Annotated in this window: 18 protein-coding genes and 20 tRNA genes; 32 read left to right on the forward strand and 6 right to left on the reverse strand. The window is 61.3% G+C overall.

All coding sequences use genetic code 11. The features are described from left to right. Positions 1-108: 108 nt before the first annotated feature. The 20 genes from AC1DYR_RS20580 to gph all read left to right on the forward strand — a co-directional run bounded on the left by AC1DYR_RS20580 (position 109) and on the right by gph (position 3612). Positions 109-199 (forward strand) — tRNA-Gly (locus AC1DYR_RS20580). Between the two features lie 22 nt (positions 200-221). Further along, positions 222-300 (forward strand) — tRNA-Gln (locus tag AC1DYR_RS20585). A 10-nt stretch (positions 301-310) separates the two neighbouring features. Next, positions 311-385: transfer RNA gene (locus AC1DYR_RS20590), tRNA-Met, on the forward strand. A 20-nt stretch (positions 386-405) separates the two neighbouring features. Continuing rightward, positions 406-484, forward strand: a tRNA-Arg gene (locus tag AC1DYR_RS20595). 23 nt (positions 485-507) lie between these two features. Next, positions 508-587, forward strand: a tRNA-Arg gene (locus tag AC1DYR_RS20600). A 27-nt stretch (positions 588-614) separates the two neighbouring features. After that, positions 615-690: transfer RNA gene (locus AC1DYR_RS20605), tRNA-Pro, on the forward strand. 31 nt (positions 691-721) lie between these two features. Then, positions 722-797: transfer RNA gene (locus AC1DYR_RS20610), tRNA-Asp, on the forward strand. A gap of 52 nt (positions 798-849) precedes the next feature. Beyond that, positions 850-927 (forward strand) — tRNA-Leu (locus tag AC1DYR_RS20615). Between the two features lie 12 nt (positions 928-939). Beyond that, positions 940-1024: transfer RNA gene (locus AC1DYR_RS20620), tRNA-Leu, on the forward strand. Positions 1025-1042: 18 nt separating this feature from the next. Further along, positions 1043-1119 (forward strand) — tRNA-Trp (locus AC1DYR_RS20625). A gap of 8 nt (positions 1120-1127) precedes the next feature. Further along, positions 1128-1213, forward strand: a tRNA-Cys gene (locus AC1DYR_RS20630). A gap of 14 nt (positions 1214-1227) precedes the next feature. After that, positions 1228-1306 (forward strand) — tRNA-Arg (locus tag AC1DYR_RS20635). A gap of 35 nt (positions 1307-1341) precedes the next feature. Then, positions 1342-1539, forward strand: a complete 198-nt coding sequence (locus AC1DYR_RS20640; protein ID WP_477706738.1) for a hypothetical protein — start codon at positions 1342-1344, stop codon at positions 1537-1539. A gap of 28 nt (positions 1540-1567) precedes the next feature. Further along, positions 1568-1643 (forward strand) — tRNA-Asn (locus AC1DYR_RS20645). 13 nt (positions 1644-1656) lie between these two features. Then, positions 1657-1731 (forward strand) — tRNA-Ile (locus AC1DYR_RS20650). A 15-nt stretch (positions 1732-1746) separates the two neighbouring features. Then, positions 1747-1822: transfer RNA gene (locus AC1DYR_RS20655), tRNA-His, on the forward strand. A gap of 7 nt (positions 1823-1829) precedes the next feature. Then, positions 1830-1904, forward strand: a tRNA-Lys gene (locus tag AC1DYR_RS20660). Between the two features lie 25 nt (positions 1905-1929). Next, a tRNA-Val gene (locus AC1DYR_RS20665) sits at positions 1930-2005 on the forward strand. Positions 2006-2037: 32 nt separating this feature from the next. Continuing rightward, on the forward strand, positions 2038-2598 hold the full coding sequence (locus tag AC1DYR_RS20670; RefSeq protein ID WP_477706739.1) for an HNH endonuclease: 561 nt from the start codon (positions 2038-2040) through the stop codon (positions 2596-2598). A gap of 303 nt (positions 2599-2901) precedes the next feature. After that, entirely contained in the window at positions 2902-3612 is a 711-nt protein-coding gene (gene gph / locus AC1DYR_RS20675; protein WP_477706740.1) for a phosphoglycolate phosphatase, read from the forward strand. Positions 3613-3656: 44 nt separating this feature from the next. Here gph and AC1DYR_RS20680 read toward each other — a convergent pair whose 3' ends face one another. After that, positions 3657-4244, reverse strand: a complete 588-nt coding sequence (locus tag AC1DYR_RS20680; RefSeq protein WP_477706741.1) for a chalcone isomerase family protein — start codon at positions 4242-4244, stop codon at positions 3657-3659. 444 nt (positions 4245-4688) lie between these two features. Between AC1DYR_RS20680 and trpE the strand changes: the two genes are divergently transcribed. From trpE to trpD, 6 genes are read left to right on the forward strand one after another with little or no spacing between them, the layout of a single operon-like run. Beyond that, positions 4689-6188: an anthranilate synthase component I gene (gene trpE, locus AC1DYR_RS20685; protein ID WP_477706742.1), complete on the forward strand. Its 1500-nt coding sequence runs from the start codon at positions 4689-4691 to the stop codon at positions 6186-6188. Then, positions 6185-6505 carry a chorismate mutase gene (locus tag AC1DYR_RS20690; protein WP_477647117.1) on the forward strand — a complete coding sequence of 107 codons (321 nt, stop codon included), beginning with the start codon at positions 6185-6187 and terminating at the stop codon, positions 6503-6505. The genes trpE and AC1DYR_RS20690 overlap by 4 nt, the downstream gene beginning before the upstream one ends. Before the next feature lie 2 nt (positions 6506-6507). Further along, positions 6508-7089: an aminodeoxychorismate/anthranilate synthase component II gene (locus AC1DYR_RS20695; RefSeq protein ID WP_477706743.1), complete on the forward strand. Its 582-nt coding sequence runs from the start codon at positions 6508-6510 to the stop codon at positions 7087-7089. A gap of 60 nt (positions 7090-7149) precedes the next feature. Continuing rightward, positions 7150-8199: a low-specificity L-threonine aldolase gene (gene ltaE / locus AC1DYR_RS20700; protein WP_477706744.1), complete on the forward strand. Its 1050-nt coding sequence runs from the start codon at positions 7150-7152 to the stop codon at positions 8197-8199. Positions 8200-8211: 12 nt separating this feature from the next. Beyond that, entirely contained in the window at positions 8212-8862 is a 651-nt protein-coding gene (locus AC1DYR_RS20705) for a LysE family translocator (protein ID WP_477706745.1), read from the forward strand. 42 nt (positions 8863-8904) lie between these two features. Continuing rightward, positions 8905-9945, forward strand: coding sequence for an anthranilate phosphoribosyltransferase (gene trpD, locus AC1DYR_RS20710; protein ID WP_477706746.1), 1041 nt, complete (start codon positions 8905-8907; stop codon positions 9943-9945). Between the two features lie 34 nt (positions 9946-9979). Here the strand turns inward: trpD and AC1DYR_RS20715 are convergent, their stop codons facing one another. The 4 genes from AC1DYR_RS20715 to AC1DYR_RS20730 form a co-directional block, all read right to left on the reverse strand. Beyond that, complete coding sequence (locus AC1DYR_RS20715; RefSeq protein WP_477706747.1) at positions 9980-11041, reverse strand: ABC transporter ATP-binding protein; 1062 nt, start codon at positions 11039-11041, stop codon at positions 9980-9982. 58 nt (positions 11042-11099) lie between these two features. Continuing rightward, the gene (locus AC1DYR_RS20720; RefSeq protein WP_477706748.1) at positions 11100-13019 is read right to left on the reverse strand and encodes an ABC transporter permease; all 1920 of its coding nucleotides are present in this window, start codon (positions 13017-13019) and stop codon (positions 11100-11102) included. A 52-nt stretch (positions 13020-13071) separates the two neighbouring features. After that, a complete protein-coding gene (locus AC1DYR_RS20725) occupies positions 13072-14112 on the reverse strand; it encodes an ABC transporter substrate-binding protein (RefSeq protein WP_477670732.1) in 1041 nt (346 codons plus the stop codon). A gap of 66 nt (positions 14113-14178) precedes the next feature. Further along, positions 14179-14958 carry an inositol monophosphatase family protein gene (locus tag AC1DYR_RS20730; RefSeq protein WP_477670733.1) on the reverse strand — a complete coding sequence of 260 codons (780 nt, stop codon included), beginning with the start codon at positions 14956-14958 and terminating at the stop codon, positions 14179-14181. A gap of 182 nt (positions 14959-15140) precedes the next feature. On the opposite strand from AC1DYR_RS20730, the gene trpC reads away from it, so the two are divergent. After that, positions 15141-15947 carry an indole-3-glycerol phosphate synthase TrpC gene (gene trpC, locus AC1DYR_RS20735; protein ID WP_477670734.1) on the forward strand — a complete coding sequence of 269 codons (807 nt, stop codon included), beginning with the start codon at positions 15141-15143 and terminating at the stop codon, positions 15945-15947. Positions 15948-15958: 11 nt separating this feature from the next. Then, positions 15959-16690 carry a uracil-DNA glycosylase gene (locus tag AC1DYR_RS20740; protein WP_477706749.1) on the forward strand — a complete coding sequence of 244 codons (732 nt, stop codon included), beginning with the start codon at positions 15959-15961 and terminating at the stop codon, positions 16688-16690. Positions 16691-16768: 78 nt separating this feature from the next. Here the strand turns inward: AC1DYR_RS20740 and AC1DYR_RS20745 are convergent, their stop codons facing one another. Then, positions 16769-17884 (reverse strand): patatin-like phospholipase family protein, encoded by a 1116-nt coding sequence (locus AC1DYR_RS20745; protein ID WP_477706750.1) that lies wholly within the window; start codon positions 17882-17884, stop codon positions 16769-16771. 341 nt (positions 17885-18225) lie between these two features. Here AC1DYR_RS20745 and AC1DYR_RS20750 point away from each other — a divergent pair. From AC1DYR_RS20750 to AC1DYR_RS20765, 4 genes are all read left to right on the forward strand, one after another. Further along, a tRNA-Tyr gene (locus tag AC1DYR_RS20750) sits at positions 18226-18311 on the forward strand. A gap of 101 nt (positions 18312-18412) precedes the next feature. Continuing rightward, positions 18413-18486 (forward strand) — tRNA-Gly (locus AC1DYR_RS20755). 64 nt (positions 18487-18550) lie between these two features. Further along, a tRNA-Thr gene (locus tag AC1DYR_RS20760) sits at positions 18551-18625 on the forward strand. A gap of 91 nt (positions 18626-18716) precedes the next feature. Then, positions 18717-19008 (forward strand): GTP-binding protein (locus AC1DYR_RS20765; protein ID WP_477706751.1); only part of this gene is annotated, 292 nt, incomplete at its 3' end.

Consider the following 19008-nt stretch of genomic DNA (forward strand, 5'->3'; position numbering starts at 1 on the left):
AGTTGGTTGCCAGCTGTTCAGTAAAGAAGCGCAGTGCTCCCAAGAGCGTAGTGCGGAAACCGGCCTCAAAGATTGGGGGGCACCGGAACTCGTAACCGGAAATTTCTTGAAAGATTGGCCGAGAGGTTCAAGGCACTCGCTTGCCAAGCGAGTGCCCATGAAAGTGGGCTCATGGCATCGAACCTCCTATCTTCCGCCATCTCTTCCGCCATCTGTTTGATGGGCCGTTCGCCAAGCTGGTCCAAGGCATCGGGTTTTGATCCCGACATTTCGGTGGTTCGAATCCATCACGGCCTGCCATTTTTTTTCGGGTTACATAGCTCAGTGGTAGAGCAGCGGGCTCATAACCCGCCGGTCGTTGGCTCGGTCCCAACTGCAACCACCACCCGCATCACCAGGTCATTTGCGCGCATAGCTCTGCTGGATTCAGAGCGCGATCCTCCGAAGGTCGAGGCCGGCAGTTCGAGTTTGCCTGCGTGCACCAGCCATAACCCAAATAGATTTTTTCTCGCGTTAGCTCAGTCCGGAATCAGAGCATCTGCCTACGAAGCAGAGGGTCGGAAGTTCAAATCTTTCACGCGAGGCCATTCAGTTTTCGTTCAGTTCGATTCAATCCGTGTGTGGCGCAGTTGGTAGCGCGCGTGCTTTGGGAGCATGAGGTCGCAGGTTCGAGACCTGCTACACGGACCATCTTCATTTCGTTTTTCTTCTTCTTTTTTTTGGTCTGTTAGCTCAGCTGGTAGAGCACTTCCCTGTCGAGGATGTGGTCACGGGTTCGATTCCCGTACAGGCCGCCATTATTTAAAACCCATGCGCCGGTTAGAACCCGGATAGGGACACCAGATCAATGCTCACGTGGCGGAATTGGAAGACGCGCCTGCTTCAAAACCAGGACTTTTGGGAGTTCGAATCTCCCCTTGAGCACCAGAACAGTTTTCAGCCCCGGTGGTGGAATGGGAAGACACACTGGCCTCAGAAGCCAGCGCTTTCGGGCATGCCGGTTCGACGCCGGCCTGGGGCACCATTTTTTTCGGATTTTCACGGGTGTGTAGCTCAACCAGGCAGAGCAGCGGCCTCCAAAGCCGAAGGTTAGAAGTTCGATTCTTCTCGCGCCCGCCAACGATTTCGGCGGTGTACACCAGTGGTCGAAGGGAACGGATTGCAAATCCGCCTGCGTCAGCACGCGTCAGTTCGAATCTGACCACCGCCTCCATCTCATTGCTTTCAGCGCCTGTAGCTCAGCCAGGACAGAACGCCGGGCTTCTACCCCAGTTTGTCGGCCGTTCGAATCGGCCCAGGCGCGCCACATTCCCCATTCAACCAACCTCAAGGAGATTTGCCATGACAGCCAGAAACACAGCGGCCTCCAGGAGGATGGCCAAACGGACGACCACACCACGCAACCGCATTGTTCGTGCCCTGCTGCGCAGCATCGCCGCCGCCGGCAGTGCGCGGCATCGTTACGCCTTGCCGAAGCGAGGCCAGGCACAGGATGACCGCGACCTCGATCAGCGCGTCCGCGAATGCGGCGAGTGGTGAGCACGCCGGGTTTCCCTCTCCCCGTTAGTCCACGATAGCTCAGCTGGTAGAGCGCGCGACTGTTAATCGCGTCGTCCCTGGTTCGACCCCAGGTCGTGGAGCCAAATTTTTCTTCATAGCCGCATAGCTCAGTGGTAGAGCAGTGCCTTGATAAGGCACAGGTCGCTGGTTCGATGCCGGCTGCGGCTACCAGTTTCTTTGTTTTCGGTGCAAGTGGCGCAGTTGGCAGCGCAGCGGGATGTGACCCCGCGGGTCACCGGTTCGAGTCCGGTCTTGCACCCCACTCCAATGCGGACATAGCTCAGAGGCAGAGCAACCGGCTTTTAACCGGTAGGTCGAGATTTCGAAATTCTCTGTCCGCACCATTCGTCATTCAGCGCTTCGTTTTTCAGCTCTTTAGCTCAGCAGGTAGAGCAGCGCCCTTACAAGGCGATGGTCGGGAGTTCGATCCTCTCAAGAGCTACCAAATTCATTCATTTCACCTTACAGGAGGCCACGATGCATCACGTTCTGCAGCTCGACATCCAGGGGACGCCCCAGGCCTGGATCACGGCTGAGGATGCGGCGTTGCACTATGCCACCGGCACTGTGGCGTGGGAGGAGGGTGACAGCCCCCTCGCCACGCTTCGCGGTGGGTGGAATGTAGCGCGTGGCCGGCAATCGCAGATGGTCATTCAGCCCATCATTGCCCTGCGCGGTTCGCCGCGGCGCAACCTGTTTGAGGTCACGCCGGCCATATCGAAACCCAAGCTGTTGCGCCGGGACCGCTGCACCTGCGCCTACTGCGCTCAGATCTTCCTCGAGAAAGATCTCGAGGCGGAGCACATCATCCCCGACAGCAAGGGTGGAGCCTACAGCTGGACCAACCTGGTCAGCGCATGCCGTTCGTGCAATGCGCGCAAAGGCGCCCGGACCCCCGAGCAGGCTGGAATGCCGCTGGTCTACCTGCCTTACGTTCCGTCGCTGTGGGAAGACTTTTTGCTGCGCGGCCGCAATGTACGGGCCGACGTCCATGAGTGGCTGGCCGCCCGGCTGCCCAAGGGATCCAGGCTGAACTGAGTTCAGCAGCCGAAGCGGCGCACTGCGAAAGTGGTGTGCCGCTTTTTTATTCCCGATAGTTCTCTGGTTCATCGGCATGCCGTTCAGCATGCTTGTGCGGGGCCCACTATTGCCGCCATATGGCAGGATCGGCCAGGAGTCACGGCTGCAGAAGGCAACAGGCTATCTGCCTTTAAGATCAACCCGATGAGGTACTGGCGGTGACTGGTCTTGGGGGGAATTCCTGTGCCAGGAATGATCCACCCGTATCATCAGTTCGGGCCGCTATCTGTTTTGAGCGCTACTGCCTTGTATTGAACTCTAATGATTTTTGACAACGACCGTTTTGACGCTGCCATCATCGACCTGGACGGCACCATGGTCGATACCCTTGGCGACTTTGTGGCTGCCCTCAACCTGATGCTGGCCGAAATGCTGCCGGGCCACCTGCCGGCGTTCAGGCTTGATGCTGCAGCAGTGGAGCGTATGGTTGGAAAAGGCTCGGAGCATCTCGTCAAGACCACGCTGAAATATGTCCAGGCCAAGATGAACATTGCGCGGCCAGCTATCGATTTAATAGCGAATTACGATACGGCCTATGCCGCTTACCAGCGACATTACACCAGCATCAATGGCAGGCACTCTGCGGTTTATCCGGGTGTCCTGGAAGGCTTGCATGTGTTGCAGCAGGCGGGATTGCCGCTTGCCTGCCTGACCAACAAGCCCCTGGCGTTTGCCCGTGAGTTGCTCAAGCTCAAAGGCCTCACCGGTTTTTTTGCGCAGATGTTTGGCGGGGATTCATTCGAGCGGAAAAAGCCCGACCCGTTGCCCTTGCTGAAAACTTGCGAGAGCCTTGGCACTGCGCCCGTCCGCACGCTGATGATTGGCGACTCCAGCAACGATGCCCGGGCCGCCCGGGCCGCAGGCTGCCCGGTGTTGCTGGTGACGTATGGATATAACCATGGCGAGCCGGTTCGCGCTGTGGACGCCGATGGCTTCATTGACTCGCTGGCGGAGCTGCGGTTTAAGAAATGACAACGGGGCTTGCGCCCCGTTGAGAGAGTGTGGCCTGCGCCGCTTCAGGCGGGTTTGCCGAGCATCGCGTCTTTCAGTTTCCAGTCGGCCGGTTGCGGGCCCAGCCAGATGCGCAGAAGTGCGGTGAAGAACTCTGCTTCCTTGAATGGATCGCCTTGCGGTTTGCCTTTGACCGTGATGATGGTGCCGGTGCCGGGAATCCAGTCAATGGTGAAGTTGTCTCCGGCCACCAGTTTTTTCTGGCTGGCGAATATCTGGCCCATCTTGATCAGCCCGGGAATCAGCTTGGACATCTCGTTTTTTGGCGTGTTTTCTTCAAAGGCCTTGGTGAAGCTCTTGCCGAGCTCGTTCGAATCAATTTCGCGCAGCAGCGTGATGCTGATCCGTTTGGGACCCGGGGCCGCGTAGACCTCTTCAGGCGTCACTGCTTTTTTCCCGAGATAGAGCGCGCCGACATAGACCTTGAAAACCGCTTTATAGCGAACGCCTGCGCCGTTCAGGTGGAGCTTGGCGCCGCTCACCTCGACCGGGTCATCGAGCTTGATGCCTGAAACTTCCATCGGGTCGGCCAGGGCGCTGAACGACAGTACCAAACCGGCCAAGCCAGCCATGCATCGCGTTGTCAAAGTCATGAATTTATCTCCAGATAATAAGGAAAATAGAACGAGCGTTCTTTTTTATGGGTTCATTTTGGGTGCGGCTACCCTCCCTTACAAGAGGGTTTGCGAGATAAGCATTACTACCAGTTGTTGTAACTTTGCCAACTGCGCTGGCCTTGAGGCTCCGATGGGCCGCCGTTTGCTACACTTTGTCCTTCATGTTCATTCATCGCGTCATTCAGACAGGTTGTGCAGGCCGGGGAGCCTGGCCCTGGCGTACCTGTCATTTCTCGCACGCCTGAGGCGCACGCGGGCTGGCACACTGCCACTTGCCCGTGTATCTGCCGCGGTTTTTGCGACACCCCCCCTTGATGCGCTCCGGCCCTGCCGGAGCATCCCGGCCCCATGCTTCGGGGTATTTTGAATGACAGGTGGCTACGCCTTTGAGCGCGTTGCCTCCTTGCGAAGGACTCATCCGTGATCACAGAACTCGAATTTAAAAGCCTGGCCGGCCAGGGCTACAACCGCATTCCCTTGATGGTCGAGGCGTTTGCCGACCTCGAAACACCTCTTTCCCTTTATCTCAAGCTTGCGCATTCCAGAGACGGCGGCAAGTTCAGCTTCCTGCTGGAGTCGGTGGTGGGGGGCGAGCGGTTCGGCCGCTACAGTTTTATCGGCCTTCCCGCGCGCACGCTGGTGCGGGCATCCGGTTTTGGGCCAGATACCCTGACCGAAGTGGTGACGGACGGCAAGGTTGTGGAAACCTCCAAAGCCAATCCGCTGGACTTCATCAGCGACTACCAAAAGCGTTTCAAGGTCGCCCTGCGGCCCGGCCTGCCGCGCTTTTGCGGCGGCCTGGCGGGGTACTTCGGCTACGACACCGTGCGTTACGTCGAAAAGAAACTTGAAGCCTCCTGTCCGCCGGACACGCTGGGCTGCCCCGACATCCTGTTGCTGCAGTGTGAAGAACTCGCCGTGATCGACAACCTGTCGGGCAAGCTTTACCTGATTGTTTATGCCGACCCGGCGCGGCCGGAGGCGTATGCCAATGCCAAAAAGCGCCTGCGCGAGCTCAAGGACCAGCTGAAGTATTCCGTCAGCGCACCGGTGGTGAAACCGTCGCAGAGTTATCCGGCCGAGCGCGATTTTGCCAAGGCAGACTACATCGACGCCGTGGAACGCGCCAAGCGGTTGATCGAGGCGGGCGACTTCATGCAGGTGCAGGTCGGCCAGCGCATCAAGAAGCGCTACACCGAGTCGCCGCTGAGCCTGTACCGCGCACTGCGTTCACTGAACCCCTCGCCTTACATGTACTACTACCACTTCGGAGACTTCCATGTTGTGGGGGCGTCTCCCGAAATTCTGGTGCGCCAGGAAAAAATCGACGACGGGCAGAAAATTACCATCCGGCCGTTGGCGGGCACGCGGCCCCGCGCCTCTTCGCCGGAGGCCGACAAGGCCGTGGAGCACGAACTGGTGAACGACCCTAAAGAGCGTGCCGAGCACGTGATGCTGATTGACCTGGCGCGCAACGATATTGGCCGCATCGCCAAAACCGGTACGGTGAAGGTTACCGAAGCCTTCGCGGTCGAGCGCTACAGCCACGTGATGCACATCGTCAGCAATGTGGAAGGCACGCTGCTTGACGGCATGTCGAGCATGGACGTGCTCAAGGCCACCTTCCCGGCAGGCACGCTCACCGGCGCGCCCAAGGTCCATGCCATGGAGCTGATCGACCAGCTCGAGCCGACCAAGCGGGGCCTCTACGGCGGCGCCTGCGGCTACCTTAGCTATGCCGGCGACATGGACGTGGCCATTGCCATCCGCACGGGCATCATCAAGGACCAGACGCTGTATGTGCAGGCGGCCGCTGGTGTGGTGGCCGATTCCGTGGCCGAACTCGAATGGATGGAAACCGAAGCCAAGGCGCGCGCGCTGCTGCGGGCGTCCGAGCTGGTGGAGGAGGGCCTGGAATGAGCACGCTGTCCCATCCCGCCATTGAGCACTGCGACACCATGGCCGATGTGCGCCGCCACATCGATGCGCTGGACGACCGCATCGCGCCGCTGATCGCCGAGCGCAGCGCCTATGTGGCGCAGGCGGCGCGCATCAAGCAAAGCGCCAGCCAGATTGTCGACAACGCACGCATCGAGTTCATCGTTGATCGTGTGCGTGCACAGGCCCGTGCGGCCGGTGCCCCCGAGGCCGTCATGGAAGCGACCTACCGCGCCATGATTGCCGCATCCATTGATTTTGAGCGCGGCGAGTTCACACGCCTGCGCCAGGGAGACTGACCATGAAGCGCACCAAACTCCTGATGATCGACAACTACGACAGCTTCACCTACAACATCGTCCAGTATTTTGGCGAGCTGGGTGCCGAGGTCGAAGTGTTTCGTAATGACGAGATCACGGTGACCGAAATCGCTGCGCGCGCTCCTGACGTGCTGGTGGTGTCTCCCGGCCCTTGCTCGCCGGCCGAAGCCGGTATTTCAGTGGCGGCGATCCAGTATTTCGCCGGCAAGCTCCCGATTCTGGGCGTCTGCCTGGGCCACCAGGCCATAGGCGCCGCTTTTGGCGGCAAGATCGTGCGCGCCCAGCAGCTCATGCACGGCAAGACCAGCGTCATCACTACGACGCAGCAGGGTGTGTTCGCCGGGCTCCCCGAGCAGTTTGTGGTGAACCGCTACCACTCTCTGGCCATCGAAAAGTCTTCATGCCCCGACGTGCTGGCCGTCACGGCGCGAACCGACGACGGCGAGATCATGGGTGTGCGCCACACAGAGTTGCCGATCCAGGGTGTGCAGTTCCATCCGGAATCCATCCTCACCGAGCACGGCCACGCCATGCTGAAGAACTTCCTGGAGCAAACAGCATGACCTGCATTGCTATTGTTTTAATAGCTGCTTGCGCCCGCTCTTATCGCCCTGGAGGCCGAAATGACTGATAAAAGAGCCGTGGACCTGCGCAGCGATACCGTCACCCGGCCTACCGCCGCCATGCGTGAGGCCATGCTGGCAGCGCCGCTGGGCGACGATGTGTTCGGCGATGACCCGGCCGTCAATGCGCTGCAGGAAAAGATTGCGGGGTTGCTGGGCTTTGAGGCCGCGCTCTTCGTGCCCACCGGCACGCAGAGCAACCTCTGCGGAATCTTGAGCCACTGCCAGCGCGGTGACGAATACATCGTCGGCCAGATGGCGCATTGCTACCGCTGGGAAGGTGGTGGCGCGGCGGTGTTTGGCAGCGTGCAGCCACAGCCGTTGAACCATCACACGGATGGCACGCTGGCGCTTGCCGAGATCGAGGCAGCGATCAAGCCCGACGACGCGCACTTCGCGCGCACCCGGATGCTGGCGCTCGAGAACACACTGGGCGGCAAGCTGCTGCCGTTTGAGTATGTGCAGCAGGCGACCGCGCTGGCGAAGAAGCACGGCCTGGCCCGCCACCTGGATGGTGCGCGGCTCTTTAACGCCGCTGTGGCGCAGGCTGCGCAAACGTGCGGCAACCCGCTGGCGGAGGCGCGCCGCATTGCGGACTGTTTTGACAGCGTGTCGGTTTGCTTCAGCAAGGGCCTGGGCGCGCCGGTGGGTTCGGCCCTTTGCGGCTCGCGCGAATTCATCGCGCGGGCGCATCGCATCCGCAAGATGGCCGGCGGCGGCATGCGCCAGGCCGGCATGTTGGCTGCAGCAGCGTCGCATGCACTGGACCACCATGTCGGACGTCTCGCGCAAGACCACGCCCTGGCCAGACACCTGGCCGACGGCCTGGCGGGCATTGAAGGCCTGCAGGTGGAGGCGCCACAGACCAACATCGTGTTTGTCGACCTGACCGGCGCGGCGCGGGACCGGTCCGCTGCCTTGCTCAAGCACCTCGCGAGCCAGGGGATTGAAGCCACGGGGCTGTACCGCTTGCGTTTTGTCACTCATCTGGACGTGGACACCGCCGGCGTGGACCGTGCCATCGCTGCCATCCGGCAGTTTTTTAAATGAAAGGACTTCGCCATGCCTGACTTTCAACACCTGCTGCTTTTCATCGCGGCTGGCTGGCTGCTGAACCTGACGCCGGGCCCGGACGTGCTTTATATCGTGACCAATTCACTGCGCTCGGGCGCCCGCGCCGGCGTTGTTGCGGGCCTGGGCATCACGGCTGGCTGCTTCGTCCACATCTTCGCGGCGGCCGTGGGTGTCGGTGCCTTGCTTGCGACTTCGGCTATGGCATTTACGGTGCTCAAGTGGGCGGGTGCGGCTTACCTGCTGTGGACGGGTGCAAAGATCCTTTTCTCCAAAGCGCCGCAAGCCACCACCGATCTGGCGGCGGTTGCTGCCGCAGAGCCACCCAAGCGCCTGAAAGCCATCTTCATGGGAGGCTTCTGGACCAATGTGCTGAACCCAAAGGTGGCGATCTTTTTCCTGGCCTTCGTGCCGCAGTTCATCGCGCCCGGCACCGACAACAAGGCCCTGGCCTTTGTGTTGCTGGGCGTGCTGTTCAATTTGAACGCCATTCCGGTCAATTCAGGCTGGGCTCTGGCGGCTGCCTGGATGGCCCGGCGCGATGCCGTGCAGCGCGGCATGCACTGGCTGGACCGCGCAGCCGGCGCCATGTTCATCGCATTCGGCCTCAAGCTGGCCTTTACCGATCATCCGGCAAACTGAGCCGGTTCCCTATAGCTCCAGAACGAAGAAGCGAGACACATCATGCCCCATACCCACAAAATCACCCCGCAGGAAGCCCTGCAGCGCACCATCGAGCACCGCGAAATCTTCCACGACGAGATGCTGCACATCATGCGGCTGATCATGAGCGGCGAGATGTCGCCGGTGATGATGGCCGCGCTCATCACCGGCCTGCGCGTGAAGAAAGAAACCATCGGTGAGATCACGGCCGCCGCGCAGGTGATGCGCGAGTTTTCGACCAAGGTCAATGTGGCCGACAAAACCCATCTGGTCGACATCGTCGGCACCGGTGGTGACGGCTCGCACACCTTCAACATCTCGACCTGTTCCATGTTTGTGGCGGCGGCAGCCGGCGCCAAGGTCAGCAAGCACGGCGGGCGCAGTGTCAGCAGCAAGTCGGGCAGTGCCGATGTCATCGAGTCGCTGGGCATCCATATCGGCCTGTCGCCAGAGGCCATTGCGAAGTGCATCGACGAGGTTGGCGTGGGCTTCATGTTTGCGCCGAACCACCATCCGGCCATGAAGAATGTTGCGCCCATCCGCAAGGAACTCGGCGTGCGCACCATCTTCAACATCCTGGGCCCCCTGACCAACCCGGCCAGTGCGCCCAACATCCTCATGGGCGTGTTCCATTCGGACCTGGTCGGTATCCAGGTCCGTGCTTTGCAGCGCCTGGGCGCCGAGCATGCACTGGTGGTCTATGGCAAGGACGGCATGGACGAGGTCAGCCTGGGCGCGGCCACCGTGGTCGGCGAGCTCAAGAACGGTGAAATCACCGAATATGAAATCCACCCCGAAGACTTCGACATGCCCATGGCCAGCAACCGTGCGCTGCGCGTGGAAACGCCCGAGCAGTCCAAGGCCATGCTGCTGGGCGTGCTGGACAACCAGCCGGGCGCGGCGCGCGATATCGTGGTCCTGAACGCCGGGGCGGCCTTATACGCGGCCAATGTGGCTGACTCGATGAAGGCCGGCATCGTGCTGGCGCGTGCGGCGCTGGAGTCGGGCGCGGCCAGAGCCAAGCTCGATCAGCTGGTCAGCCACAGCCAGAAGCTCGCCTGACGGCTTGCCGGCAGCGCATGGCTGCCGCAGCTATCTATTCCCGTGCGGTCACGCGCGCGTCGGTTGCGGCGAAATGCAGGCCGACCGTGCTGCCTGGTTCGGCCACGCTAAGCAGGGCGTCACTGAACACCAGCAGTTCACCCAGCGGTGTGAGCACCACGCTTTCGATCCGGCTACCCAGGTAAGCCTGCCGCAGGATTTTTCCTGTCAGCGTGCTTGCTTCCAGTTCGCCGATACGGATGCGGTGTGGGCGTATGGCCAGCGCCACGGCGCCGTCCGGCATGCCTGGCGGCGGGACAACCCGCACATCAACCTGGTCGGCGCGGAAGAAATGCTGGCCTTGCACTGTGACCAGCTCGCCGTTGATCAGGTTGGCGTCGCCGATGAAGTCCGCCACAAAACTTGAGACGGGCGCCTCGTACAAATCGCGCGGCGCGCCCATCGTCGCAATGCGTCCCTTTTGCATGACCACAATGCGGTCCGACACCGCCAGCGCTTCTTCCTGGTCGTGCGTGACGTAAACCACCGTGAGTTGCAGGTTTTGCTGAAGGTCGCGGATGTCCTGGCGCACCTTGCGGCGCAGCTTGGCGTCCAGGTTGGACAAAGGCTCGTCAAACATCAGCACGGCCGGCTCCAGCACCAGTGACCGTGCCACTGCCACACGTTGCTGCTGACCGCCGGACAGCTCCGACGAGAGCCTGTCGGCGTAGTCGGCAATGCCGAGCAATTCCATTTTGGTTCTGGCCAAGGCAATGGCCTGCGGTTTCTTCATGCCAGATGCGAGCAGGCCGTAGCACACGTTCTCCAGCGCGCTCATGTGCGGGAACAACGCATAGGACTGGAAAACCAGGCTCACATCGCGCTGGTTGGCCGACCTGCCGGTCACGTCCCGGCCGTCGATGCGGATCACGCCCTCGGAGGGAAGCTCCAGGCCTGCAATCAGCCGCAGCAGTGTTGTCTTGCCGCAGCCGGAAGGCCCCAGCAGGGTCACCAGCTCTGCCTTGTCGATGGTGAGGTCAAGCGGATGCAGCGCAACCACCTTGCCAAAACGCTTGACGACGCCTTGGAACTCCACTGCGGCGGGGGACGGGTTCATGGCAGGGCCTGCTTAAAAAATAAGTGAGACGAAAAAGATGTGACGATGACGCAGAGGCTCAGGCGGTGGACACCGCGCGCCGCCCCAGCTCCGCATTGCCGATGAAACGCTGGATGAGCAGGACGCAGGCCAGCATGATCACGATAAGCACCGACGAATAGGCGATGGCGAGCGCGTACTCGCCGACTTCGACGCGCCCCGCGATATAGACCGTCGAAAGGTTGTGCTGGGCGGTCGCCAGGAAGATCACTGCGCTGACGGCCGTGATGGCGTGCGTAAAACTGAACACCAGGCTGGCAATGATGGCGGGACGCAGCAGCGGAAGGATGACCCGTGCGAACGTGCGCGAGGTGCTGGCGCGCAGCGTGGCGGAGGCTTCGTCGAGCGAACGGTCGAGTTGCGACAGGGCCGAGACCGTGGCCCGCACACCCACCGGCATGTTGCGAAACACCAGGCACAGCACGATGATGGCGAAGGTGCCGGTGAATTCAAGCGGCGGCACGTTGAAGGCGACGATGTAGGCAACACCGATCACGGTACCGGGCACTGCGAAGTTCACCATGGTCAGGAATTCGAAGGCGCGCCGCCCCTTGAACGCATGGCGGCTCACGACATAGCCTCCCAGCAAGCCCAGCGCGGTGGTAAGAGGTGCGGCAACAGCCGCGACGCCGAGCGTGGTGAAGAGGCTGTTCCACGCCGAGCCCGAAAACACCAGGCCACCTGCGCCCCAACTCAGGCCAAAGCCAGTCTCGAAGTGCTGCAGCGAAGGTGTCAGGTCGAACCTTCCGATGTCCTTGACTACGCCGCCGATCAGGATGATGCCGTACGACAGCACCGTCAGCACGCCCCAGGGAAGGACCAGCGCCAGTGCGCCCCACTTGACGCCTGTGGGCAGCGCGGCGGGCAGGCCACTGTCGCCTTTTCCGCTCACGGATGTGTAGGAGGCCTTGCCGATCCAGCGCTGTTGCAGTGCAAAGATGCCGACCGTCAGCAGCAGCAGCGTGACGGCGAGGATAGCCGCGCGTGATGCATCGTGCTGCGCGCCGGCAATGGCGAAGAAAATTTTCGTCGACAGTACCTCGAAATTTCCCGAGAGCACCAGCGGATTGGCGAAGTCCGCCAGGCTTTCCACAAAACCCAGCAGGAAGGCATTGGCAATGGCAGGGCGCACCAGAGGCCAGGTCACGGTGCGGAACACATGCCATGGCGAACCCCTCAGCACCTGGCCCGCTTCTTCAAGCGTCGGGCTGACGAGGCGCAGCGCACCGCTGATCAACAGGAAAGCCAGGGGCGTAAAGCACACCACTTGCGCCAGCAGTACGCCGGGCAGGCCATAGATCCAGCGCGACCGGGCAATGCCGAACCAGTCGCTCATCAGCTGAGTCACGATGCCGGTTCGGCCGAACAGGATGATGATGGCCAGGCCGATGACAAAAGGCGGCGTGACGACCGGCAGGATGGAGAGCACGCGAAGGCTGCCGCGAAAACGCCTGCCGCCCCGCTCGGCCAGCAGGGCCAGCGCGAAACCGAAAAGCGTGCTTCCGATGCCGGCGAGGGTGGCCAGAACGATGGAGTTGATGGCCACGCCGCATCTGACGTTGCCGGCGATGCAGCCCGTGCCCCAGATGTCTTCGCTGAAAAACCGGGCGGCGGCGGTCTGGATCAGCCAGTTGCCCCGTTCGTCCACGAAAGCCGCCAGCAGCATGCGCCCGATCGGGTAGATGACAAAAATGGCCAGCAGCAGCGACAGGATGCAGACGATGCCGGAAATGGCGGCATCGCTCTTGAATGCGCCGGCACGTGTTGCCAGCACGCTTGCGACGGCGGCCAGCACGCACCCGCCGGCAACGTAAGCTGAGCTCTGGGTCCACGGCATCAGAAGCACGCCCGCTGCAATGCCCAGTGCTGCCAGCAGCCAGCTCAGCGGATCAGCCCGCACGCGTGGGGCGGCTGCCATCACTGCAATGGGTGTAGTCAAGGTGTGACGTGATTCATCAGTGAGCAATGGAATTGCGGGATGTGTTCAGCGCTCACTTGGGCAGTGCCCCGATGTCCTTGTCCCATTTGCCCAGCAGGCGCGAGCGTTCGGCCGAAGCGCCGTACTTGGCGAAGTTGTAGTCGATCAGTTTGACGTCGGCCAGCTTGGGCGCCTGTGGCGGCAAGGATGCTTTTTTATTGGAGGGGTTCTGGTACGAATGCGCGACCGTGGCAATGTCCTGCGCTTCAGGTGTCAGGGCCCAGTCGTACCATTTTTTGGCGTTGGCCAGATTTTTGGCACCCTTGATGATGCTCATGCTGCCGATCTCGTAGCCCGTACCCTCGCACGGTGCGACCACCTTCAGTGGAGCGCCTGCCACGGCGTGCGTGACGGCGTCGTGCAGAAAGGTGATGCCGATCATGCTTTCGCCGGTGGCTGCCGCACGGGCTGGCGCAGCGCCCGACTTGGTGTATTGGTTGATGTTGCGATGAAGGGCCTTCAGGTAGTCGAAGGCCTTGTCTTCGCCCATGATTTGCACGAGGGTGGCGAGCAGCGTGTAGGAGGTGCCGGACGAGTTGGGGTTGGCGACCTGGACTTCGCCCTTGAACTCCGGCTTGATCAGGTCGGCCCAGCATTTGGGTTCGGGCAATTTGCGTTTGGCCAGCTCGACGGTATTGAAGCTGAACCCCAGGGCGCCTGCATAAACGCCGACCGTGCGGTACTTGGAGGCCTCGGCTTGCTTCACGGCCCAAGGGTGCAGATCAGCCAGCTTCGGCGACTTGTAGGGCTCGGTCAAACCTTCCTCGGCGGCCTGAAGATGAGGGTCGCCCGTGCCACCCCACCACACGTCACCGCGCGGGTTGGCTGCTTCAGCCTTGATCTGGGCGTAAGTTTCGCCCGAGCTCTTGCGTGTCATCGACACCTTGATGCCGGTGGCCTTTTCGAAGGCCGTCACCATGGGCCGGCACCATTCTTCCTGGACGTTGCAGTAAACCACCAGTTCTTCGGCTGCGCGGGCGGGGGACGACATGGCGCAGGCCGCGGCCGCCAGAACCAATCCTGGAAAAAGTGATTTGAATGTGAACTGTTTCATCTGTGTCTCCTTCTTTATGTCGTCAATGGCGCCTGCGGTACGGCGTTGAAGCCACCTTAGCAGCCGTCAGCGCAGCGGTATACCCGTTAAAACGCTTAGTTCCGAAGCCAGTCTGGCGTTGGTCGCCAGCACCGGGTTTCCCTGGGCCAGGCCGTTGTCGGCCCAGAAGTCGTTGACGCGGCCGCCGGCTTCCCGGACCAGCAGCAGGCCGGCTGCGACGTCCCATGAATTGATATGCGCCTCGGCATATGCTTCGCATCGCCCGGCGGCCACATAGGCCAGCCCCAGCGCGCCGGAACCCGCGCGGCGCACCGAACAGCCCGCATGCATGCACCGGCTGACCAGCGCGAGGTATGAATCCGGTGATCGGCGCGGAGACCAGCCAATTTCGACGGAAGAGGCGGACAGCTCGACCTGTTCGCTCACCTGAAGCCGCACGCCGTTGCACCACGCGCCGTGGCCGCGTTGCGCAATGAAGAGCTCATCGTGCATGGGCTCATAGATGGCGCCGGCCTCGAGCTCGCCGTTGACCATGAGGCACAGGGAAATGCAGAAGTGCGGGATGGCCCGGGCGAAATTCGCCGTTCCATCCACCGGGTCGACAATCCAGAGGCGAGCTGCGCCGCCGGTTTCTCCTCCTGCTTCTTCCCCCAGCACGGCATCTCCCGGAAAGCGCCGTTCGATCTCCGCGCGCACATACTGTTCTACCGCGCCGTCGGTGACGGTCAGGTAGTCCTGCCGGCCTTTGAGCGAATAGGCAGGCTTGTCCGGCGCGTTGAAGGCGTTGCGCATCATGGCGCCGGCCGAACGGACAATTTCTTCAATGGCATCAGTAAGTGCGGTCATGAGAGGGTGTATGGCTATCCGATGGAGGTACACCTTGTGCGCGAGCCCGGTCAGGCAAGGGCGGTCAAAGCGGGCGAAGGGAAATACTAGTGCCGGGACGCGTCCGGTTGTAGCGGGTTTGCGCTAACACCGCCAAGGCGGACTCCTGCGGGAGGTCTGGCCGCATCTGCCAAAATCGGGGCATGTCCGATATCCTGAACCAAATCATCGCCATCAAACGCCAAGAAATTGCCGATGCCATCCGCCGCAAACCGCTGGACGTGATGCGCGAAGATGCCGAATCGCGTGTCCTGACGCGTGACTTTGTGGGTGCGCTGCGCGCCAAGATCGCAGCGGGTCAGCCCGCGGTGATTGCCGAAATCAAGAAGGCCAGCCCGTCCAAAGGCGTGCTGCGCGCCGACTTCATTCCAGCCGATATCGCGCAAAGCTATGCCGAAGGTGATGGCGAGATCAGCGCCGCCTGCCTTTCGGTGCTGACCGACAAGCAGTTCTTCCAGGGCAGCATTGATTACCTGAAGCAGGCGCGGGCCTCCTGCAGTCTGCCGGTGCTGCGCAAAGACTTCATGGTGGATCCTTACCAGGTGTATGAAGCGCGCGTCATGGGTGCCGATTGCATTCTGTTGATTGCGGCCTGCCTGGACGACGCGCAGATGCAATCGCTTGAAGCGCTGGCGATGTCGCTGGACATGGCGGTGCTGGTCGAGGTACACGACGAAGCCGAACTGGAGCGTGCGCTCAAGCTCAAGACGCCGCTGATCGGCATCAACAACCGCAACCTCAAAACTTTCGAGGTCTCGCTGGACACCACGCTGGGCATGCTGGCCAGGGTGCCGGCGGACCGCCTGCTGATTACCGAGTCGGGCATTGCCACGCCAGCGGACGTGCAGCGCATGCGCCAGGCAGGTGTGAATGCATTCCTGGTCGGCGAGGCATTCATGCGCGCGGAAGAACCCGGCCTTGCGCTGGCTCAATTGTTCGGTAAAAGATAGGCTGTAAAGCCATGAACCAGCTGCTTGACGCCATGAAGGCGCCCTTGCCCAATCGGCTCACCACTGCTGACCCCGCCGCATGGCCGGTGGCGCCCGGCTGGCGGCCGACTACCGATGCATTTTTTGGCAGTCCGACCGGCCAGAGGTTGCTGGGCTTTTTGCGAGGCCGCCTGGCGGAAGGTGCGACGATTTTTCCGCCCCAGCCGTTGCGCGCGCTGGAGCTTACGCCGCCCGAAGAAGTGCGTGTCGTCATCCTCGGCCAGGATCCGTACCACGGGTTGGGGCAGGCCGAGGGGCTGGCGTTTTCCGTCGCCCCCGGCGTCGCCCTGCCGCCCTCACTGCGCAATATCTTCAAGGAGCTGCAACGCGACCTGGGTACGCCCCCGCCCCAGTTTCCGGTGCCCGGCGGCAGCCTGGTGAAGTGGGCGACCCATGGGGTGCTGTTGCTCAACACCTGCCTCACAGTTGAGGAAGGGCTGCCGGCCAGCCACGCCGGCAAGGGCTGGGAAGTATTGACCGACACACTGATCCGCCAGGTCGCGGAAGGCGACCACCCGGTGGTCTTCATGCTGTGGGGGGCACATGCCCAGAGCAAGCGGGCATTGATTGATGCGAAGCGCCACAAGGTGCTGGTGGCCAACCACCCGTCGCCGCTGTCGGCGATGCGGCCACCCTTGCCTTTTATCGGTTGCGGCCATTTCTCACAGGCGCGCGAATGGCGTGACGCACATCCGAAGGTCTAGGCTGCTATTGTTTTGATAGCTGCTTGCGCTCGTCCCGCCTGGTCGGAAGGCCGAAAAGTCTTAAATTCTGAAGATGGGCTAAAACTCCGCCGGAAGGCTGCCCACGTAGTCGCGCCGGATATTGACTGTGCTTTGCAGGCCCAGCGCCTCAAAATGACGGCGCAGCCAACGCTTGGCTGCGCCCTGGCCCATCTCAAACAGTTTTTCGATCATGGCCGTGTCGGCCGACATCTTGCTGGACGAGGGCAGGCTTTCCAGCGCCTCGCCGCCGTCGATGCGGTGCAGCAGCAGGCTCTTGTATTTCTCGCCCTCCTGCAAGCGGCCATCGGCCAGCAGGCGGTTGATGAAGTCGATGGTGCGCATCTGGGACAGCAGGCTGGCGTTGAAGGTCAGCTCGTTCACCCGGTCCGCGATGTCGTGAGGCGTGTGGGGAATCTCGGGGCGCCGCAAGGGGTTGATCTGCACAACAATGATGTCGCGGCTGCTGCAATCACTGATGAGCGGCAGCAGCGAGGGATTGCTCGAGAACCCGCCATCCCAATAGTGCTGGTCATCGATTTCAACCGCCTGAAACAGCGTGGGCAGGCAGGTGGAAGCCATCACCGCCTGCAAAGTCAGGCGCTTGCCGGCAAAGATCTCTGCCCGACCGGTGGTGACATGGGTCGCCGATACGAAGGCCTTGGTTGTGTGCATGGCCGCAATGGCGTGAAAGTCGATTTCTGCCTCCAGCAGTTTGCGCAAAGGGTTGATGTCCAGCGGATTAGCCTGGTATGGCGACATCCACTGTGTCATTGCGCTATTCATTAAGTTTGCACTCACTTTATTGGCGGCCCAGCCCCCAATGAGCATCTTGCTGATGCTGTCAGCCATGGAGCCGAGGCTGCCCATGGCGGCAACGCCCTGCCAGACCCGGCTGAGGGACGCACGTGCCGCCTCCCGCGGGTTGGTTTTTTCGGGGGAGTTGTCTTTTTGGGCGGTAGCGAATCCGTGTGCCAGCGCCACGGCGTTGACCGCCCCGGCGCTGGCGCCGCTGATGCCGTCAAACTCGATGCGCTCGTCCGCCAGCAGGGCATCCAGCACCCCCCAGGTGAATGCGCCGTGTGATCCGCCACCTTGCAAAGCAAGATTGACCCGGCGCAGGGAAGACGGCTCAGCGGGGGAGGAGGGAAGTGCGGGTACGGTGACAGTGCTCATGAGTAGACGGTCTCACGTTATCCAGGTTGGCCGGTGGCGCGGGAGGGTGCCCGGGACGGCAATATCCATGCGATTCACTCTGGCATTGATGAAAGGCTGACACATCATGCCCGAAGCCTGGCCGCAGCCGCCATGGGAGGGCGGCAGGGTCTGGGGATTAGGGCCGGACCGGGTTATGCCGCGTTTTCGGGGGCTTTCCGCGGTACCCAGGGGCATCCCGGGGTGAAGGTGTGGTCGGGAGATGCGCTGGCGAGGCATGCGGCAGCTTTTTTAATGCTTTTTGCCATGCCTTGGCATTTCGTCCGACATAAAACCGTGGCATAATCCGAGGTTCGCTTGAAGGATGGGTGCCCGAGTGGCTAAAGGGGGCAGACTGTAAATCTGTTGGCTAACGCCTACGCTGGTTCGAATCCAGCCTCATCCACCAGATTTTGTTTTGATTTTGGCAAGCGGGCGGCGCAAGAAAGTCGCGTAAAGCGTGTTTTGGGTCGTGAGTGATTTTGGTGTGAGTTGAATTGGCAGAGCTGCGCGGGAGTAGTTCAATGGTAGAACCCTAGCCTTCCAAGCTAATGACGCGGGTTCGATTCCCGTCTCCCGCTCCATAAAGCTGCTTTATGGTTCTGCTTTTGAATCTTGCGCCAGATTGCAATTTTGGTTTTGAGTTCAGCCCTTTTGGCTCAGTGGTAGAGCACTCCCTTGGTAAGGGAGAGGTCGCGGGTCCGATTCCCGCAAAGGGCACCAAATTTTGAGTCGGTGCGGCGTACGAGGCGCTGTTGCAGGCTGTAGTGGTAACTGGTTTTGTAACTCTTTATAAATTTCTGGAGTTGAAAAAATGGCAAAAGGCAAATTTGAGCGGACCAAGCCGCACGTCAACGTAGGCACGATTGGCCACGTGGACCATGGCAAGACGACGCTGACGGCGGCGATCACGACCGTTCTGGCATCCAAGTTCGGCGGCGAAGCCAAGGGCTACGACCAAATTGACGCGGCGCCCGAAGAAAAAGCACGCGGCATCACCATCAATACCGCCCACGTCGAGTACGAAACGGCCAACCGCCACTACGCCCACGTCGACTGCCCAGGCCACGCCGACTATGTGAAGAACATGATCACCGGCGCTGCCC

Source organism: Polaromonas sp. P1_F9, assembly GCF_056405615.1.

Coding starts and splice junctions, on each gene's coding strand:
- AC1DYR_RS20640 (WP_477706738.1), top strand. CDS start 1,342: ATGACAGCCAGAAACACAGCGGCCTCCAGGAGGATGGCCAAACGGACG.
- AC1DYR_RS20670 (WP_477706739.1), top strand. CDS start 2,038: ATGCATCACGTTCTGCAGCTCGACATCCAGGGGACGCCCCAGGCCTGG.
- gph (WP_477706740.1), top strand. CDS start 2,902: ATGATTTTTGACAACGACCGTTTTGACGCTGCCATCATCGACCTGGAC.
- AC1DYR_RS20680 (WP_477706741.1), bottom strand. CDS start 4,244: ATGACTTTGACAACGCGATGCATGGCTGGCTTGGCCGGTTTGGTACTG.
- AC1DYR_RS20690 (WP_477647117.1), top strand. CDS start 6,185: ATGAGCACGCTGTCCCATCCCGCCATTGAGCACTGCGACACCATGGCC.
- AC1DYR_RS20695 (WP_477706743.1), top strand. CDS start 6,508: ATGAAGCGCACCAAACTCCTGATGATCGACAACTACGACAGCTTCACC.
- ltaE (WP_477706744.1), top strand. CDS start 7,150: ATGACTGATAAAAGAGCCGTGGACCTGCGCAGCGATACCGTCACCCGG.
- AC1DYR_RS20705 (WP_477706745.1), top strand. CDS start 8,212: ATGCCTGACTTTCAACACCTGCTGCTTTTCATCGCGGCTGGCTGGCTG.
- trpD (WP_477706746.1), top strand. CDS start 8,905: ATGCCCCATACCCACAAAATCACCCCGCAGGAAGCCCTGCAGCGCACC.
- AC1DYR_RS20715 (WP_477706747.1), bottom strand. CDS start 11,041: ATGAACCCGTCCCCCGCCGCAGTGGAGTTCCAAGGCGTCGTCAAGCGT.
- AC1DYR_RS20725 (WP_477670732.1), bottom strand. CDS start 14,112: ATGAAACAGTTCACATTCAAATCACTTTTTCCAGGATTGGTTCTGGCG.
- AC1DYR_RS20730 (WP_477670733.1), bottom strand. CDS start 14,958: ATGACCGCACTTACTGATGCCATTGAAGAAATTGTCCGTTCGGCCGGC.
- trpC (WP_477670734.1), top strand. CDS start 15,141: ATGTCCGATATCCTGAACCAAATCATCGCCATCAAACGCCAAGAAATT.
- AC1DYR_RS20740 (WP_477706749.1), top strand. CDS start 15,959: ATGAACCAGCTGCTTGACGCCATGAAGGCGCCCTTGCCCAATCGGCTC.
- AC1DYR_RS20745 (WP_477706750.1), bottom strand. CDS start 17,884: ATGAGCACTGTCACCGTACCCGCACTTCCCTCCTCCCCCGCTGAGCCG.